The 16,352-nt window shown below is 73.1% G+C and carries 10 protein-coding genes, 1 tRNA gene and 1 pseudogene; 5 read left to right on the forward strand and 7 right to left on the reverse strand.

Annotated elements, in window-relative coordinates:
- Positions 1-53: 53 nt before the first annotated feature.
- Positions 54-2,327 (forward strand): transglycosylase domain-containing protein, encoded by a 2,274-nt coding sequence (locus ACH4B3_RS20565; RefSeq protein WP_398464551.1) that lies wholly within the window; start codon positions 54-56, stop codon positions 2,325-2,327.
- A 694-nt stretch (positions 2,328-3,021) separates the two neighbouring features.
- Here the strand turns inward: ACH4B3_RS20565 and ACH4B3_RS20570 are convergent.
- Positions 3,022-3,486, reverse strand: a complete 465-nt coding sequence (locus tag ACH4B3_RS20570) for a GatB/YqeY domain-containing protein (RefSeq protein WP_398464553.1) — start codon at positions 3,484-3,486, stop codon at positions 3,022-3,024.
- A 77-nt stretch (positions 3,487-3,563) separates the two neighbouring features.
- Between ACH4B3_RS20570 and ACH4B3_RS20575 the strand changes: the two genes are divergently transcribed.
- Both ACH4B3_RS20575 and ACH4B3_RS20580 read left to right on the forward strand, forming a co-directional pair.
- Entirely contained in the window at positions 3,564-4,490 is a 927-nt protein-coding gene (locus tag ACH4B3_RS20575) for a metallophosphoesterase (protein ID WP_398464555.1), read from the forward strand.
- A gap of 683 nt (positions 4,491-5,173) precedes the next feature.
- Positions 5,174-5,247 (forward strand) — tRNA-Pro (locus ACH4B3_RS20580).
- A gap of 269 nt (positions 5,248-5,516) precedes the next feature.
- Here ACH4B3_RS20580 and ACH4B3_RS20585 read toward each other — a convergent pair.
- Both ACH4B3_RS20585 and ACH4B3_RS20590 read right to left on the reverse strand, forming a co-directional pair.
- Positions 5,517-6,518, reverse strand: coding sequence for a hypothetical protein (locus ACH4B3_RS20585; protein WP_398464557.1), 1,002 nt, complete (start codon positions 6,516-6,518; stop codon positions 5,517-5,519).
- Entirely contained in the window at positions 6,502-7,077 is a 576-nt protein-coding gene (locus ACH4B3_RS20590; protein WP_398464559.1) for a sigma-70 family RNA polymerase sigma factor, read from the reverse strand. Before ACH4B3_RS20590 ends, ACH4B3_RS20585 begins: the two co-directional genes overlap by 17 nt.
- Positions 7,078-7,897: 820 nt before the next feature.
- On the opposite strand from ACH4B3_RS20590, the gene ACH4B3_RS20595 reads away from it, so the two are divergent.
- The gene (locus ACH4B3_RS20595) at positions 7,898-9,172 is read left to right on the forward strand and encodes a cytochrome P450 (RefSeq protein ID WP_398464561.1); all 1,275 of its coding nucleotides are present in this window, start codon (positions 7,898-7,900) and stop codon (positions 9,170-9,172) included.
- A gap of 251 nt (positions 9,173-9,423) precedes the next feature.
- Here the strand turns inward: ACH4B3_RS20595 and ACH4B3_RS20600 are convergent, their stop codons facing one another.
- Positions 9,424-10,332: a class I SAM-dependent methyltransferase gene (locus ACH4B3_RS20600; RefSeq protein WP_398464563.1), complete on the reverse strand. Its 909-nt coding sequence runs from the start codon at positions 10,330-10,332 to the stop codon at positions 9,424-9,426.
- A gap of 71 nt (positions 10,333-10,403) precedes the next feature.
- On the opposite strand from ACH4B3_RS20600, the gene ACH4B3_RS20605 reads away from it, so the two are divergent.
- A complete protein-coding gene (locus ACH4B3_RS20605) occupies positions 10,404-12,380 on the forward strand; it encodes a prolyl oligopeptidase family serine peptidase (protein ID WP_398464565.1) in 1,977 nt (658 codons plus the stop codon).
- A gap of 130 nt (positions 12,381-12,510) precedes the next feature.
- Here the strand turns inward: ACH4B3_RS20605 and ACH4B3_RS20610 are convergent.
- The 3 genes and pseudogenes from ACH4B3_RS20610 to ACH4B3_RS20620 form a co-directional block, all read right to left on the reverse strand.
- Positions 12,511-13,491, reverse strand: a pseudogene (locus ACH4B3_RS20610) (SURF1 family cytochrome oxidase biogenesis protein); the annotation flags it as partial.
- A 435-nt stretch (positions 13,492-13,926) separates the two neighbouring features.
- Positions 13,927-15,585: a DUF4232 domain-containing protein gene (locus ACH4B3_RS20615; protein ID WP_398464567.1), complete on the reverse strand. Its 1,659-nt coding sequence runs from the start codon at positions 15,583-15,585 to the stop codon at positions 13,927-13,929.
- Positions 15,582-16,241, reverse strand: a complete 660-nt coding sequence (locus tag ACH4B3_RS20620) for a SigE family RNA polymerase sigma factor (protein ID WP_398464569.1) — start codon at positions 16,239-16,241, stop codon at positions 15,582-15,584. Before ACH4B3_RS20620 ends, ACH4B3_RS20615 begins: the two co-directional genes overlap by 4 nt.
- Positions 16,242-16,352: the final 111 nt, after the last annotated feature.

The raw sequence follows: 16,352 nt of genomic DNA on the forward strand, positions 1-16,352 counted from the left end.
CGTATGCGAACACCTGCCCCCCTGTCCGGCGATTCGCCACGTAGGCTGCCCCCATGGGTAAGAAGCGCTCGGGCGGGGGCCTCTCCACCACACAGCAGGCCGCGAAGTTCCTCGGCGTCAGCGTGCTGAGCGGAGCCGTGCTGGCCGGCCTCGCGCTGCCGGCCGTCGGCGCGCTCGGCCTCGCGGCCAAGGGCACCGTCGAGGAGTTCGACGAGATCCCGGCCAACCTCAAGACACCGCCCCTCAGCGAACGCACCACCATCCTCGACGCCAAGGGCGGCGAGATCGCCAAGGTCTACTCGCGCGACCGCACCGTGGTGCCGCTCAAGGACATCGCCCCCTCCATGCAGCAGGCGATCATCGCGATCGAGGACGCGCGCTTCTACGAGCACGGCGCGATCGACCTCAAGGGCGTACTGCGCGCGATCAACAAGAACGCCCAGGACGGCGGGGTCTCGGAAGGCGCCTCCACCCTGACCCAGCAGTACGTGAAGAACGTCTTCGTGGAGGAGGCGGGCGACGACGCCGAAAAGGTCGCCGAGGCCACCCAGCAGACGGTGGGCCGCAAGATCAGGGAACTGAAGTACGCCATCCAGGTCGAGAAGGAACTCGGCAAGAAGCGGATCCTGCAGAACTACCTGAACATCACCTTCTTCGGCCAGCAGGCGTACGGCGTCGAGGCGGCCTCCCAGCGCTACTTCAGCAAGCACGCCAAGGACCTCGAAGTCCATGAGTCCGCGCTGCTGGCCGGTCTGGTCCAGTCGCCGAGCCGCTACGACCCGGTCAACGACCCGCAGGAGGCCAAGCTGCGCCGCGACACCGTGCTGCAGCGCATGGCCGAGGTCAAGGACATCTCGCAGGCGGAGGCGGACCGGGCCAAGAAGCTGCCGCTCGGCCTCAAGGTGAGCAAGCCCGAGAACGGCTGCATCACCGCCGTCGACGGCGCGGGCTTCTTCTGCGACTACGTCCGCAAGGTGTTCCTCAACGACCCCGTCTTCGGCAAGACCCGGGAGGACCGGGTCAAGCGCTGGAACCGGGGCGGCCTGACCATCCGCACCACGCTCGACCCGCAGGCCCAGAAGTCGGTGCAGAAGGCCATCGCGGACAAGGTGTACGCCGACGACGAGGTGGCCACCGCGGTCACCCTGGTCCAGCCCGGCACGGGCCGGATCGTCGGCATGGGGCAGTCCCGGCCGTACGGCTTCAAGGAGAACCAGACCCAGATCAACCTCTCCGTCGACGAGGACATGGGCGGCGGCAAGGGCTACCAGCCGGGGTCGACGTTCAAGCCGATCGTCGCGGCCGCGGCGCTGGAGCGGGGCACCAAGCCCACCAAGTCGTATCCCGCGCCGTACAAGATGAAGTACCCGAGCCCCGTGGAGACCTGCGAGGGCTCATGGCGCGGCGCCGACACCGCCGAGAACGAGAACCGCTCCGAGGTCGGCCCGTACAGCATGCAGGAGGCGACCGCCAAGTCGGTCAACACCTACTACGTCCAGCTGATCAGCGACATCGGGGTGTGCCCGGTCACCACGCTCGCCCACAAGATGGGCGTGGACCGGGCGGACGGCAGGAAGATGGACCAGGTCCCGTCCATCACCCTGGGCAGCCAGGAGATGTCCCCGCTGACCATGGCGAACGCCTACGCCACCTTCGCCAACGAGGGCGTCCACTGCACCCCGGTCGCCATCGAGGCCATCACCGGCCCCGGCGGCAAGCGGCTCGAGGTCCCCAAGACCTCCTGTGAGCAGGCCATGTCGAAGAAGACCGCCCGCACCATCAACACCCTCCTCAAAGGCGTCGTCGAGGACGGCACCGGCAAGAAGGCCGGCCTCGGCGGCCGGGCCAGCGCGGGCAAGACCGGCACCACCGACTTCCGCTACGCCGCCTGGTTCGTCGGCTACACCCCCAACATGGCGGGCGCGGTCTGGGTCGGCGACCCCGAGCACAAGCGCAAGATGATCGACATCTCCATCGGCGGCACGCCCTACGGCAAGGTCTTCGGCGGCGAGGTGCCCGGACCCATCTGGCGGGAGGCCATGGCCGGGGCGCTGGAGGGCAAGCCGGCACCGGGCCTGCCGACCGTGCCGATAAAGGACCCGGCCAAGCGGCCCGACCCGGACCGCGGGGACGACAAGCCCGGCGGCGGCCCGGGGAACGGCGGGAACTCCAGCAGCCCCTGGCCGGACGTCACCATCCCGCCGGACCTGGTCGGCGGCGGCGACACCGGGGGCTGGGACGCCGGCGGCTGGGACACCGGCGACCTCGGCGGCATCGGGGACACCGGCGGCCGGAACGGCAACGGCTGGGGCGGCCGCCGCCCCTGAGCGGAGGCGTCGCGATCGACACCGCGACCCCGGCAGACCACGAGGGGCCCGGACCGGCGATCAGCCGGCCCGGGCCGCTCGGCTTGTCCCGGGGTCCGGGCCGCTCGGCTTGTCCCGGGGTCCGGGCCCCTCGGCTTGTCCCGGGGTTCGGACCGCTCCGCTTGTGCCGGGTTCGGGGGGCTGGGCTTGCCTCGGGTTCGGGCCGCTCGACTTGCGCCGGTTCCGGGGGGCTGGGCTTGGCTCGGGCCCGGGCCGCTTGCCACAGGCCGGGGGAGCCCGACCGGCCTCGGAGGTGCGGGGCGGCCCCGGCGGGGTCGGGCCGAGCCGGACTGCCGGGAGAGGGCCGATGGCTCTGGCGAGAGGGGGCCGGGCGGTCCGGAAGCGGCCGGCGCCCGCGGTGATCAGCAGCGGTGCCACCCGACCAACCACTCCGCCCTCCGCCCGAGCCAGGCCGGCAGCGGCCGGGCCGGTCGGACCGACACCGGTCGGACGGGCACCGGCACCGGCAGGACCAGCACCGATAGAGCCGGGAACGGGGCCGGCAGGACCAGCAGCGGCCGCACCCGGACCGGACGGACCGGACAGACCGGCTGGACCGGCCGGATCAGCAGCGACCGGACCTGCCTCCGGCCGGACCGGCCCCCGTCGGGACCCGCTTACCGCGGAAATCCGGGACGCCCCGGCAAGGAACCGGTCAGCCCGCCAGGTGACGCTTCACCGCGGCGGCCACCCGGCCGCCCTCGGCGCGGCCCGCGATCTTCGGGTTCACGATCTTCATCACGGCGCCCATGGCCCGCTGGCCCTCCGCCCCGGCCGCCGCGGCCTCCCGGACCGCCTCGGCCACCAGCGCGTCCAGCTCCTCGTCGGTGAGCTGCTTCGGCAGGTAGTCGGCGAGCACCTCGCCCTCCGCCCGCTCCCGCTCGGCCTGCTCCGGCCGGCCGCCCTGGGCGAACGCCTCGGCCGCCTCCCGGCGCTTCTTCGCCTCACGCGCGATGATCTTCTCCACCTCGGCGTCGGAGAGCTCACGAGCCGTGTCGCCCGCGACCTCCTCCTTCTGGACAGCGGTGAGGGTGAGCCGGAGAGTGGAGGAGCGCAGCTCGTCGCGCGCCTTGATCGCAACGGTGAGGTCGTCCTGAAGCCTGGACTTGAGCGTGGTCATGAGGTCGAGTCTGCCAGCCCTGGCCGGTAATGACCCGAAGATTTTGTCCCCGCCGGGTGTCTGCGACGATGGGACGCATGCGCGCGCGATACGGAGTACCTCTGGGAATCACGGCGGTCGCCGCCGCCGGCCTCGCCTATTCCGCCGGATTCGAAGTCCGCTCCTTCCGGCTCCGACGGGTCACCGTTCCCGTCCTCCCGCGCGGCATGCGCCCGCTGCGCGTGCTCCAGGTCTCCGACATCCACATGGTCAGCGGTCAGCGCAAGAAGCAGCGCTGGCTGCAGTCCCTCGCCGGGCTCCGCCCCGATTTCGTGGTCAACACCGGTGACAACCTCTCGGACCCCGAGGGTGTGCCGGAGACGCTGGACGCGCTGGGCCCGCTCCTGGAGTTCCCCGGCACGTACGTCTTCGGTTCCAACGACTACTACGGCCCCAAGCTGCGCAACCCGGCCCGCTACCTGCTGGAGAAGGCCAGCGGCCGCCACGGGCTGAACGGCAACCCGCCCGCGGTGGGGGCCGTCCACAACCCGTGGGAGGAACTGCGGGACGCCTTCGACACCGCGGGCTGGGTCGGGCTCTCCAACCGCCGCGGACGTCTGAAACTGGACGGCCTGGAGATCGCCCTCACCGGCCTGGACGATCCGCACATCAAGCGGGACCGCTACGCCGAGGTCGCCGGCGGCCCGGAGTCGGACGCCGACTTCTCGCTCGCCGTGGTCCACGCCCCGTACCTGCGCTCGCTGGACGCCTTCACCGCCGACCGCTACCCGCTGATCCTCGCCGGGCACACCCACGGCGGGCAGCTGTGCATCCCCTTCTACGGGGCGCTCGTCACCAACTGCGACATCGACACCGACCGGGTCAAGGGCCTCTCCACCCACCAGGCCGGGGGCCACACCTCGTACCTGCACGTCTCGGCGGGCTGCGGCACCAACCGGTACACCCCGATCCGCTTCGCCTGCCCGCCCGAGGCGACCCTGCTGACCCTGACCCCCAGGGACTGACTCCACGGCGCCTGACTCCACGGCGCCGACCCCTGCGACCGGCCGCTGCGGGACCGGCCGCTGCCGCTGGCTCCGCGGGATGGTCTCGGGCCTCCCGCGGGACCGGCCTTCCGTCCCGCAGGACAGCACCCCTCCCGCGGGCCGACGCGCTCGCTCCCGTGGGGCCGACGCGCTCGCTCCCGTGGGACCGACGTTCGCCACGGCCGGCCTTCGCCCGACCGCTGCGGGCCGACCTTCACCGGACCGCTGCGGGCTGACCTTCGCTCCCACGAGTGGATCACCCCGCCCCCGGGCCCGTGCGCCTCCCCCAGGCCCGACCCACGCCCCGGCCGGACCGCGCGCAACCGGGGCGGTACCAGGACGCACGCCCCGCACTCCGTCCGACGCCTCGACCCCGCCCACGCCAACCGTTCTCCAGGCCGCCCTTCCCGACGCCGCTCGGACCCGGCCCGGCGCCGGCCCGGCCCCGCATCCCCCGTCCGGGCCGACGGCTCATGGCCGACCGCACGTTCACCCGTCCGGCCCGCCCACGGTGCGCGGCGGGGCGGGGCGCCCGCCCCGTGGCGGCTCCGTGACGGCTCCCGCGACCAGGCCCCGGCAGGGGCGGCTGACCTGCGAGAGCGTCCCCGCGAAACCGGATTTCGTCTCCAGCGCCTCGTGGGCTAAAGTAGAGCTCGTTGCTTCGGGGTGTAGCGCAGCTTGGCAGCGCGCTTCGTTCGGGACGAAGAGGTCGTGGGTTCAAATCCCGCCACCCCGACTGAAGGAACACCAGGTCAGGGGCCTGATCCGCGAGAGCGGGTCAGGCCCCTGACGCATTCCCCGGAAGATCGCCCGGACGCACCACGGCACCGGCTTTCGTGCCCGGTCCGGATCGGATCGATCCCGGGCCGGTCCGGACCAGGTCGGGATCGGACCAGGTCGGGATCGGACCGGGTCGGCCCGGACTGGCGGTGAACCCGCGGGCCTTGGGGCGCCCGGCCGACCGAGGCTCGCATCCCGGCCGGCCGGCAGGGCCGCACCGGACCCTCAGACGGTGGTGGTGGAGCACCAGTCCCAGCTCACCTCGACGTTCTTCCGCTGTGTGGGAGGACGGTGGCAGGTGCGGCGTTCCGGCAGCAGTTCATGCCGGGGCCGAGCCGCGCCGCCGCCGGCGGTCGCGAGCACCGGACCGGCGAGGTGTTCGATCCGGGCGGCGAAACCGGGTTCCGGCAGCGGCAGGTCGAGTTCCAGGTCGTCCCGGTAGTCCACGGCCTGCGGCACGTACGCGAGCACCGCCTGGACCGAGGGTGACAGGTCCCGTCCCTTGTTGAACCCGCGCAGCACCCGCAGGGCGATCGCCATCTCGTGGTCGGTGGGGGCGTCCTCGTGGAGCGGGTCGGTGACCGGTGGGGCCTGGGCGCATGCCTCCTCGTGCCACCAGTTGAGCCAGCCGTGCGCCTGGGCGTCCTCGCCGAGGGCCATGTGGTGGAGGTAGAGGCAGTAGGCGGCCGCGGGGTCGCCCGCGCCGGCGGCGAACTGCCACCAGAACTGTGCGCAGTCCGGGTGTGACGCGAGCCGCAGCACGCAGCCCAGCACACGGGCACCCGGCGGTTCGAGGATGCGCCGGGCGAAGAGGTCCTGGAGCAGCGTCAGGGCACCGGGGCGGGCGATGATCGCCTCGCACAGCGTGTGCAGATCGCTCGCCATGCGGCCGGCCGCTTCGGCCTGCCGTGCGTCCGCCGGCTCCTGCGCATCGCCGACGCGGCGGGCGCCCGGGCTCGGTGCGCTCTCGCCTGGGGGAGGCGGCGCCGGCTCGCCGCGCGGTAGCCGTTCCGGGACCCGCGGGCCGTACGGGACGGGTGCCTGTGCCGGGGCCGCGGGCACCGCCGACGGTTCACCGGCCGCGGCGTCGTCGCCGCACTCGACACGGCCCCGCGGGTGGCCGGCGGCCAGGCGGGCGGCGATACGGGTCTCCGCGGCGGGTATGTCGGTCGGCGGTGCGGTGCCGACCAGCGCGCGGGCCAGGAGGCGGTCAATGTGCGCGGTCATCAGCACTTCCTTTGCAGTCCAGGGCCTCGTGCAGGGCCCGGCGGGCCGATCGGGCGATGGAGCGGACACCGGCCGGGGTGATACCCAGGTGCAGGGCGGTCTCAGCGGGGCTGTAGCCGCGGAAGTACAGCAGGATGATCACGTCCTGCTGGCGTTCGGGAAGCTCCCGGACGGCCTGGCAGAGGCTGAGGCTCTCCTCGAACTGCCCGATGGGATCGATCGCGTCGCGCAGCGCGATGGTCTCGAACGCGGCGGCCTCCAGGACGTACGGACGCCGCCCGCGCGCCCGGGCGAGGTCCAGCGCCCGGTTCTTCATCACCGTCCAGGCGTACGCGGCGGGGTTCTCCATCCGCAGCACCCGGGGCCAGCAGAGGGCGAGCTGCTCGAAGGCGGCGTCCACGGCCTCCTCCGCGTCGGCCCGGTTGTTCAGGATGGTCTGGGCACGGTGGACATAGGCGCCTCGGTGGATCTCGTGGAACGCGCGGAAGTCCGCGGGGAGTTCGGCCGGCTCTCCGGCCGGCGGTCGCACGGCGCGGCGGTGCAGATGGTCCCGGGTCACCGAGCCTCCTCACCTCGACCACCGCGCGGCCCGGAGGTTCCGCCGCGCGCTCCGGCGGTCGCGCCGGGGCGCGGCAGGGGAAGAAGGTCACTCCCGAACACCCGCACGGCGAGCGCGGCGGCGACGAGGGTCCCTACGAGTTCACAATTCACCGGACTTCGCTGTCCTTCTGATCGTCACGCGGGGCCGCCCCGTCCCGGCCCCGAGGGGACGCTGTTTACGTCCTCTGCCCATCTAGCGTTCGCGGACGTCGATTTGTGCGTCAGATGGTCTGATTTTCTTATGGAAACTGACGCTCCGCCAGGCAGCGGCGGAGGTCCGCCACACGGGGCGCCCGCCGCCAGGCCGGCCCGCCCCGCGCACGCCGTGGGCACCGCAGGGGCGTCCGTCGAGGTCACCGCCGCCGGAGCCGCCAGGGCCACCCCCAGGGGCGCCGCCCGGCGTCCGTCGACGTCGCCGGAGCCGCCGTCCACCGACGCCGCCCCCTCGCCGAGCGCCCGGCCGGGGCTCCGGGCCGGGTGCCCCCCCCCCCCCGCAGCCGATCCGTGGGATGGACGGGCACCGGCGGCGGAGACCCGGGTGCGGGATCGGGTGGGCGCCGACGGCGGCGCGGGCGCGGGCATGAGGCCGAGCCCCACGCGCGGGGGTGTGCGGGGTGGAACAGCCGTGGCAGAAGGGCGGGCGAGCGGGCCGGGACTGGCGGCCGATGGAGCCCCGGCGACGCACCAGGACGGGCCCCTGGGGCACATGTGGCGTATAACACCTGATCGCAACCGGGCCGTGTCACGACCCGCGACCCACGGCAGGCAGTATTGCGCCCATGTCGAATCTCCGCTCAAACATCGTCGCCTGGCTCGGGCGCAAGTATTTTTCGCGCATTCAGCGAAACGGCCTGGACCTGTCCAAGATGTCGTTTCTGCCGGAGTCCACGCTGATGCCGCTGCGCCGCGAAGGCGTGGATCCGGTGCCCGCGCTCGCCAAGCGCCGCGCCAAGGAACCGATCAGCAAGCTGTCACTGCCCTTCGGCATGACCGGATGGCTCGTCCTCGGGCACGCGGAAGCGAAAGCCGTGCTCGGCAAGGCCACCGATTTCAGTACTGACTTCACCAATATCGCCGGTAATGCCGGGATTTCCGCGCAACAGAATCCCGGCGGCCTCGGCTTCAGCGATCCACCGACGCATACCCGATTGCGGCGCCTGCTGACCCCGGAGTTCACCATGCGCCGCCTCAACCGGCTGACTCCGCGGATCCACACCCTGGTGGAGGAACGGCTCGACGCCATGGCCGCGGCCGACGGCCCGGTGGACCTGGTGCAGGAGTACGCCTTCCCGATCCCCTCGCTGGTCATATGCGAGCTGCTCGGCGTGCCCTACGAGGACCGGGAGGAGTTCCAGCGCCTGAGCACCGCGCGCTTCGACCTGTTCGACGGCGCCGGGGCCCCCTTCGGCGTCATCTCGGACTCGCTGTCGTACCTCCGCGACATCGTCAAGAAGCAGCGCGAGAACCCCGGCGACGGGCTGCTGGGGATGATCGTCCGCGAGCACGGGGACGACATCGAGGACGAGGAACTGACCGGCCTGGCCGACGGCGTGCTGACCGGCGGACTGGAGACCACCGCCAGCATGATCGCGCTGGGCACGCTGGTCCTCCTGCAGCACCCGGAGCACTTCGCCGCGCTCCGCGACGACGAAACGGCGGTCGACGGTTTCGTGGAGGAGCTGCTGCGCTACCTGACCGTGGTCCAGGTGGCGTTCCCGCGGTTCGCCAAGGAGGACATGGAGATATCCGGCACGAAGATCTCCCGCGGCGACTTCGTGCTCTGCTCGCTCAGCGGCGCCAACCGCGACGACGCGCTCGGCCCGGACATGGAGCGATTCGACCCCTACCGGGAGGGCCCGTCCCATCTCGCCTTCGGCCACGGCATCCACCGCTGCATCGGCGCCGAACTGGCCCGGATGGAACTGCGCGCCGCGCTGCCCGCCCTCGTCCGCCGATTCCCCGAGATGCGGCTGGCGGTCGCGCCCGAGGAGCTGTCGTTCCGCAAGCTGTCCATCGTCTACGGCGTGGACGCGCTGCCGCTGCTGCTGAAGTGACCGGCCGTACCGGGTCGCCCGGCGGCGCGCGCCCGGGAGACCTCCGGGAACCACCCGGGACGACGGAGTCCCGGGGCGGCCGCCACCGCGCCACACGGCGGACCGTGACCTCTCCCCGCCGAAGCTCCTGCCACCGGCGGTGGAGCGGACGGCGGACGCCCCGCCGACGGGCAGCGGAGGCCGCCTGACCGGTAGGAAGCGGGTCGCTGCGAGCGGCAGCGGACCCGCGGTGCGCTGCCCGCGGTCCACGGCTACGGGCGGGTGGCCTTCAGCGAGTACATCAGAGGGACCCGCGGCCGGTCCGGCGGCAGGCGGTAATACCCGTCGCCGCCGTGCCACAAGCAGGCGAAACGCTGGAACAGCGTGACGTCGTGCTCGTGCAGGAACTCGACGCGCAGCCCGGCGCCCGCCACCGCGGACACCACGTCGCCGAGCGGATGCTGCCACCGGTGGTCCCGGCTTCCGGCCGTCACCGCGTCGAGGTCGGTGTCCGGGCCCGGACTCTCGTCGACCCACGGTTCACGGCTGAAGTAGTCGTGGACGATCCGCGCGCCGCTCTCGTCGTCGAGGACGTCGGTGACCGGGTGGAACTCGGCGAGGTAGAGGAAGCCGCCGGGCGCCACCAGATGGGCCGCGGTCTCGGCCCAGCGCCGGAGGTCGGGGAGCCGGCCCAGCCCGCCCGCGCCCATGTAGACGATGTCGTAACGGGAGTCCGGCACCGCCTCCGCGGCGTCGTGGACGTCCGCGGCCACGAACGAGGCGCGGTCCGGGCCCAGTCCGAGGTCGGCCGCGAGATCGCGGGCCGCCTCGACGGCCGGCTCGGAGACGTCGAGACCGACGACCTGCGCGGCGCCGTGCCGGACCCAGGAGAGGGTGCCGACCCCGGTGTGGCACTGGAGGTGGAGGAGCGTACGGCCGGTGACGTCGCCCACCTCGGCGCGCTCGAAGTCATGAAGGCCGTCCTCGCCGCGGCGGAAGGCCTCCGGGGCACAAGGCTCGCGAGGGTCACCAGGGACGTGGGGGTCGCCGGGGTCGTCGGGGTTGCCGGCGGGGTGTGCGGGGCCTCTCCGCCGAGGCTCGAAGGGTCCGGGAGGCACCCGTGTGTCCCACTGCGCTCGGTCCGGGTCGCGCCGGTCGTCGGGGGGCCCAGGTCGGTGCATGTGCCGGAGGTTATCCACAGGTATCGGGCGACACCAGCGGGTTGTGCGCGCGTCGGCGCAGAATGGGGGGCATGGCTGAGTTCACGGAGTCCATGCCGGACTGGGAGAAGCGCTTCCGGGCGCCGCGGGTGGGGCTGCCCGAATGGGCGGAGGACGCCCCGGACCGCTCGCTGTTCGTATCGAACGCCACGGGCACGTACGAGCTGTACGCGTGGGACCGGGCGACCGGTGAGCAGTGGCAGGTGACGGACCGCCCCAACGGCACCACCAGTGGTGTGCTGTCCCCGGACGGCGAGTGGATCTGGTGGTTCTCGGACACCGACGGCGACGAGTTCGGGATATGGATGCGGCAGCCGTTCCGCGGCCGCCGGGACACCGGTGCCGGTGCCGGTGCCGGTGCCGGGACGGGGACGGGGCACGACAGCCTCGCCGGGACGGGGACGGAGCACGGCAACGTCGCCGGGACCCGGACCGCCGAGAGCGTCGACGGGCACGCCGGCGGGGGCCCCGGGGCTGCTTCCGGCGGGGAGAAGGGCGGCGGGGACGAACCGGCCACCCCCGGCCTGGCGCCCTCCTACCCGGCCGGCCTCGCCCTGGGACACGACGGTACGGCGGTCGTCGGCCGGTCCACCGACGAGCACGGGTCCACGATCCACGTGGTGCCGCCCGGCGGCGAGCCCCGCGAGATCTACCGGCACCGCGAGTCGGCGGGGGTCGGCGACCTCTCCCGGGACGCCACGCTCATCGCGATAGAGCACACCGAGCACGGTGACGCGATGCACTCGGCGGTCCGGGTGGTGCGCCTGGACGGGACCCCCGTCGCCGAGCTGGACGACACCAAGGGCGGCAGCGAGGAACTGGGGCTGTCGGTCATGGGGTTCGCGCCGTCCGCGGGGGACGCGCGGCTGCTCATCGGCCACCAGCGGCGCGGACGCTGGGAGCCGATGGTGTGGAACCCGCTGACCGGCGAGGAGACCGCGCTCGCCATCGACCTGCCCGGCGACGTCGGCGCCGAGTGGTACCCGGACGGCTCGGCGCTGCTGATCGAGCACGGTTACCAGGCGCGCAGCGAACTGTGGCGGTACGACCTGGCCACCGCCGCACTCTCCCGCGTCGAGACCCCGGTGGGGACCGTGTCGGGGGCGACCGCCCGGCCGGACGGCACGGTGGAGTTCCTCTGGTCCTCGGCCGCCGAGCCGCCGCAGGTCCGGTCGACCACCGGCCGGGTGGTGCTGGATCCCCCCGGGTTCACGGCGCCGCGCTCGGTCCCGGTGGAGGACGTCTGGGTGGAAGGGCCCGGCGGGCGGGTGCACGCGCTGGTGCAGCGTCCGGCCGGTACGGGGCCGTTCCCGACCGTCTTCGACATCCACGGTGGCCCGACCTGGCACGACAGCGACGCGTTCGCCGCGGGACCGGCGGCCTGGGTCGACCACGGCTTCGCGGTGGTGCGGGTCAACTACCGCGGCTCCACGGGGTACGGGCGGGCGTGGACGGACGCGCTCAAGCACCGGGTCGGCCTGATCGAGCTGGAGGACATCGCGGCCGTCCGGGAGTGGGCGGTGGAGTCGGGGCTGGCCGATCCGGCGCGCCTGGTGCTCGCGGGCGGCTCCTGGGGCGGCTATCTCACCCTGCTCGGGCTGGGCACCCAGCCGGAGGCCTGGGCGGCCGGCCTGGCGGCGGTGCCGGTGGCCGACTACGTCACGGCCTACCACGACGAGATGGAGGCGCTGAAGGCGATGGACCGCACGCTCCTCGGCGGGACCCCGGAGGAGGTGCCGGAGCGGTTCGAGGCGTCCTCTCCGCTGACCTACGTGGACCAGGTGCGGGCGCCGGTCTACATCTCCGCCGGAGTGAACGACCCCCGCTGCCCCATACGCCAGATCGACAACTACGTCGCCCGGCTGGAGCGGCGCGGCGCCCCGCACGAGGTGTACCGCTACGACGCGGGGCACGGCTCCCTCGTGGTCGAGGAACGGATCAAGCAGCTCCGGCTGGAGATCGCGTTCGCCCAGCGCCATCTGGGTCATCCGGACCCTGCTCGGGGGTGAGGCCGGGACGCTCGCCCCGCGGCTCCTGACTCCGGCGGTCCTCCGGCCCGGGCTCCGGACCCGGGCCGGCCCCGGACGGGTCCGACCCGGATCCGGAAGGACCCTGATCGGTCCCGGCCGGGCCCGGGTCGGTCTGGGACGGAGCCTGGTCGGACCCGGACGGATCCTGGTCGGACTCGGACTCGGACGGGCCTTGGTCGGACTCGGACGGACCTGGGTCGGACTCGGACGGGCCTTGGTCGGACTCGGACGGACCCGGGCTGGCCCCAGACGGACCCGGGTCGGATCCGGACGGGCTCTCCGGCATGATCCCGAGCGCCAGGTCCCGCGCCACCTCCGCCTCCCGGCGGAACAGCCGGAACCACATGAAGATCACGAAGCCGGAGAAGACGAACCACTCACCGGTGTAGCCCAGGTTCTGGAACGCCTTCAGGTCCAGCCCGGTGCCCTCGGCCGCGGTCGGGGGTACCGGGGTCAGCCCCCCGGACGCCGACGACGCGGTGATCCAGGCGTCGTGCACCTCGTACGGCACCAGGTTGACCAGCGAGGCCGCGCTGATCACACCGAGCTGCCCGGCCGGCAGTCCGCCTCCGGGGCGCGCCCCCTGGCTGCCCTGGTGCTCGGACGCCTGGAGCGCCCCGGTCACCGTCACCTCACCGCCCGGCGGGGCGGGCACCTTCGCGGCGTCGGTCCGGGAGTCGGCATCGCCGGGGAGCCACCCCCGGACCACCGGTACCGCCGCCCCTCCGTCGGTGCCCGGTCGGTCATCACCGCCGGGACCGTCCTCGGTACGCAGCAGGTTCAGCACGTAGAACCCGTCGCGTCCGTCGAGTCGGCGGTCGGGCACCAGCAGTTGGTGACCGGTGTCGAAGCGACCGGTCACCGTGGCCAGCCGCCCGGAGGTCTCCTTGGTGACCGGCAGCAGGTCACCCAGCGGTGTCGCGGGCTCCTCGTCGACGTGCTCGGCGTGTTCCTTCTGCTCCTGGTGCGAGTCGACGCGCGCCTCGAAGCGGCTGAGCTGCCAGCTGCCCATGAACAGGCACACGGGGACGGAGAGCGCGACGAAGACGTTGATCGCCCACCAGCGGGGGGTCAGCAGAAATCGATACACACCACCACGGTACGGGCCGCCGCAGGCACCCTCGGCACGGCCCCCCGACGCGGGGAGGGACACCTGGTGGCGGAGGCACGGCACGGGACCCTGGCGGCACCGGCGCCGGGTCACAGCGGACGAGAGCGAGCCACTGGTGCCGGCCGGGCACGGGGCAGAGCCGGGCGGGGCGGGCGGTCGGTACCGGCGGGAGGGACGGTGTGGAGCTGGGCAGGGGCAGGGCCGGTGCCGGCGCGGGCACGGGCGGAGCCGGGCCGGGCCGAGCCCCCGAGCACCGGGGCGGGACGGCCGGAGCCGGGCGGGGCCGGGCGGGGCAGGGCCAGAGCCGGCCGGAGCCGGCTTCCGAGTGCCGGGCGGGCACGAACCTGGTGGTGGGGCCGCACCGCCCCCTCTGCGGTACGGCCCCACCACGAGGGGCCCTGGTCGGCAGGCCGGTCAGCCCGCCAGCACTCCGGTGCGGTAGACCGTCCCGGCACAGGCGTTCGACACCGTGGTGCCGGCGGCAACCGGGTCACCCGCCGCCGGGGTGTAGTTGATCTGGACGCTCGCCTCCGGCGGCTCCTCGCCGCCACCGCCGGCGTCGCCGCCCGGCTCCCCCGAGCTGGGCTGCTCCTCGGGGACCGAGTCCGGGCCGCCGTCCTGAGTGGGCTCCGGGGTGGGCGTCGCTCCGGTGGAGGTGCATCCCGACGGTCCGCCGCCGGACGCGGGGATCCAGGCGAACCTGACCTCGAACGCCTGGCCCGGCTGGATGATCAGCTGCGTCGGCGTGGTGGGGGCGTCGGGCAGCTGGGTGGCCGCGTCCCCGGGGGTGTGGTCGACCACCGCGATCTGGGTGGCGTCGGCACTGCCCTGGGCGACCGCGCTGACCACACCCGAGCCGTCGATGGTGCAGGCACTGGTGGAGATGTTCACGACCTGGAAGGAGCCGTAGACATGGCCGTTGGCGTCGGCCGGACCGGCGGAGGCACTGCTGCCGCCGAGCTGGGCGCGGGTGCAGATAGGCGAGGTGGCGTTCAGCGTGCTGGACGGATCCGGACCCGGTACGTAGGTCGGGCTCTTGGAGTGCTTCTCCTTGTCCCCCTTGCCCTTCTCGTCCTTCTCCTTGTCCTTCTTGTCCTTGTCACCGGGCTCGGACGGCTTGCCGCTCTGCTTGCCGTCGCTGCCTTCGCCGTGCGAGCCGCCGTGCACACCGGGGGTGCGCTCACTGCTGGCGGCGTTGGCCGGGCGGTCGTTGGATCCGCTGCTGGTGGTGGCCACATGGAACAGCGCGGGCAGCGCCGCGCCACCGAGGAGCACCGCGGCGGCCGCGCCGACCAGCGCCTGACGCCTGCGTGCCCGGCGTGCGGGCACGGCACGGCGCAGGTGGTCCAGGGCGTCACGGGACGGCTCCAGGTCGTCGACGGCCACCCGGAGCAGCTGCCGCAGCGCCTCTTCGTCGATGTCGCCGTCCGTACCGTCGGCGCCCAACGCGGATCCCGGGCCGAAGGGCGCACCGGAACCGAACGGAGACCCCTTGCCGAACGGAGACTCCTTGCCGAACAGGGACTCCAAGCCGGGCGGGGACTCCGGGGTGGCACCGCCGGCCAGGGGGTCGGCCTCCGGGGCGCTCTCGCCCCGCTCCTCCTCGCCGCCCCGCGCCGGGCCGGGCTCGCGCCCCCGGTCGTCTCCGTGTCCCCGGTCCGCGGCCGCACGGGCCGCGTCACTCACATCAAACCCGTCACGCTCACCGACCGCGCCACTCTCGTCGGCCCCGTCACGCTCGCCGACGACGCCACTCTCGTCGGTCGCGTCACGCACACCGGTTGCGTCGCGCACATCGGCCGCGTCGCTCTCGCGAGGCTCGGCGCCCCCGCGGGGGGCTTCGCCGTCCTCGGGCGCCCCGTCCTCAAGCACCCCGCCGCCCTCAGACGCCTCGTCGCCCTCTCGCATCGCGTCGTCCCGTCGCGTCACATCGTCGTCAGACCGGGCTTCGGGAGCCGCGGGGGTCTCGGACGCGTCAGGGGCGGCGGACGTCTCGGGGCGCCGGGACGCCTCGGTATCGGATGAGCGGTGGTCGGGTTCTTCCTGGCCCGGATCGACGTTCTCGTGGTTCATACCGGAGCCTCCATGGCGACGCGCAGCGCCGCGATGCCACGCGACCCGTACGCCTTGACCGAACCGAGCGATATGCCGAGAGTCTCGGCCACCTGTGCCTCGGTCATGTCGGCGAAGTAGCGCAGCACCAGGACCTCACGCTGGCGGCGCTGCAGTCCCCTCATCGCCTTGATCAGTTGGTCGCGTTCCAGTTGCTCGTAGGCGCCTTCCTCGGCGCTCGCCATGTCGGGCATGGGCTTGGAGAGCAGCTTGAGTCCCAGGATGCGGCGGCGCAGCGCGGAACGGGACAGGTTGACGACGGTCTGCCGCAGGTACGCCAGGGTCTTCTCGGGGTCGCGGACCCGGCTCCGCGCGGAGTGGACCCGGATGAACGCCTCTTGGACGACGTCCTCGCAGGAAGCGGTGTCGTCGAGCAGCAGCGCCGCGAGACCGAGCAGCGACCGGTAGTGGGCGCGGTAGGTCTCGGTCAGGTGATCGACTGTGGTGCCCACTGCCATCGCGTCGTCAGTTTCCCCGCGTTGTGACGGTACCTGCGCAGGGCGGGCAGCAGGCCACGGCGCGATCACCGGCATGCCGCCTGACGTGCGGGAACGCGACGGATGCAATGCTGTACGGCCCCGCCTCGGGGCCGTTGCGATGCCGAATACCTCTGCCACGCCTGTTGGACACGCCTCCCCCTGCCAGGGTTGTACGCGAGAGGCACCGCTTTTGACGATGCATCAAATGCCCCCATGCGCACCCGCTCTTCCCTTATGCACCGATTTGAC

This window comes from Streptomyces sp. NPDC018031 (genome assembly GCF_044327625.1).
Taxonomy (GTDB): domain Bacteria; phylum Actinomycetota; class Actinomycetes; order Streptomycetales; family Streptomycetaceae; genus Streptomyces.

Coding starts and splice junctions, on each gene's coding strand:
- ACH4B3_RS20605 (WP_398464565.1), top strand. CDS start 10,404: ATGGCTGAGTTCACGGAGTCCATGCCGGACTGGGAGAAGCGCTTCCGG.
- ACH4B3_RS20615 (WP_398464567.1), bottom strand. CDS start 15,585: ATGAACCACGAGAACGTCGATCCGGGCCAGGAAGAACCCGACCACCGC.
- ACH4B3_RS20595 (WP_398464561.1), top strand. CDS start 7,898: ATGTCGAATCTCCGCTCAAACATCGTCGCCTGGCTCGGGCGCAAGTAT.
- ACH4B3_RS20585 (WP_398464557.1), bottom strand. CDS start 6,518: ATGACCGCGCACATTGACCGCCTCCTGGCCCGCGCGCTGGTCGGCACC.
- ACH4B3_RS20570 (WP_398464553.1), bottom strand. CDS start 3,486: ATGACCACGCTCAAGTCCAGGCTTCAGGACGACCTCACCGTTGCGATC.
- ACH4B3_RS20600 (WP_398464563.1), bottom strand. CDS start 10,332: ATGCACCGACCTGGGCCCCCCGACGACCGGCGCGACCCGGACCGAGCG.
- ACH4B3_RS20575 (WP_398464555.1), top strand. CDS start 3,564: ATGCGCGCGCGATACGGAGTACCTCTGGGAATCACGGCGGTCGCCGCC.
- ACH4B3_RS20565 (WP_398464551.1), top strand. CDS start 54: ATGGGTAAGAAGCGCTCGGGCGGGGGCCTCTCCACCACACAGCAGGCC.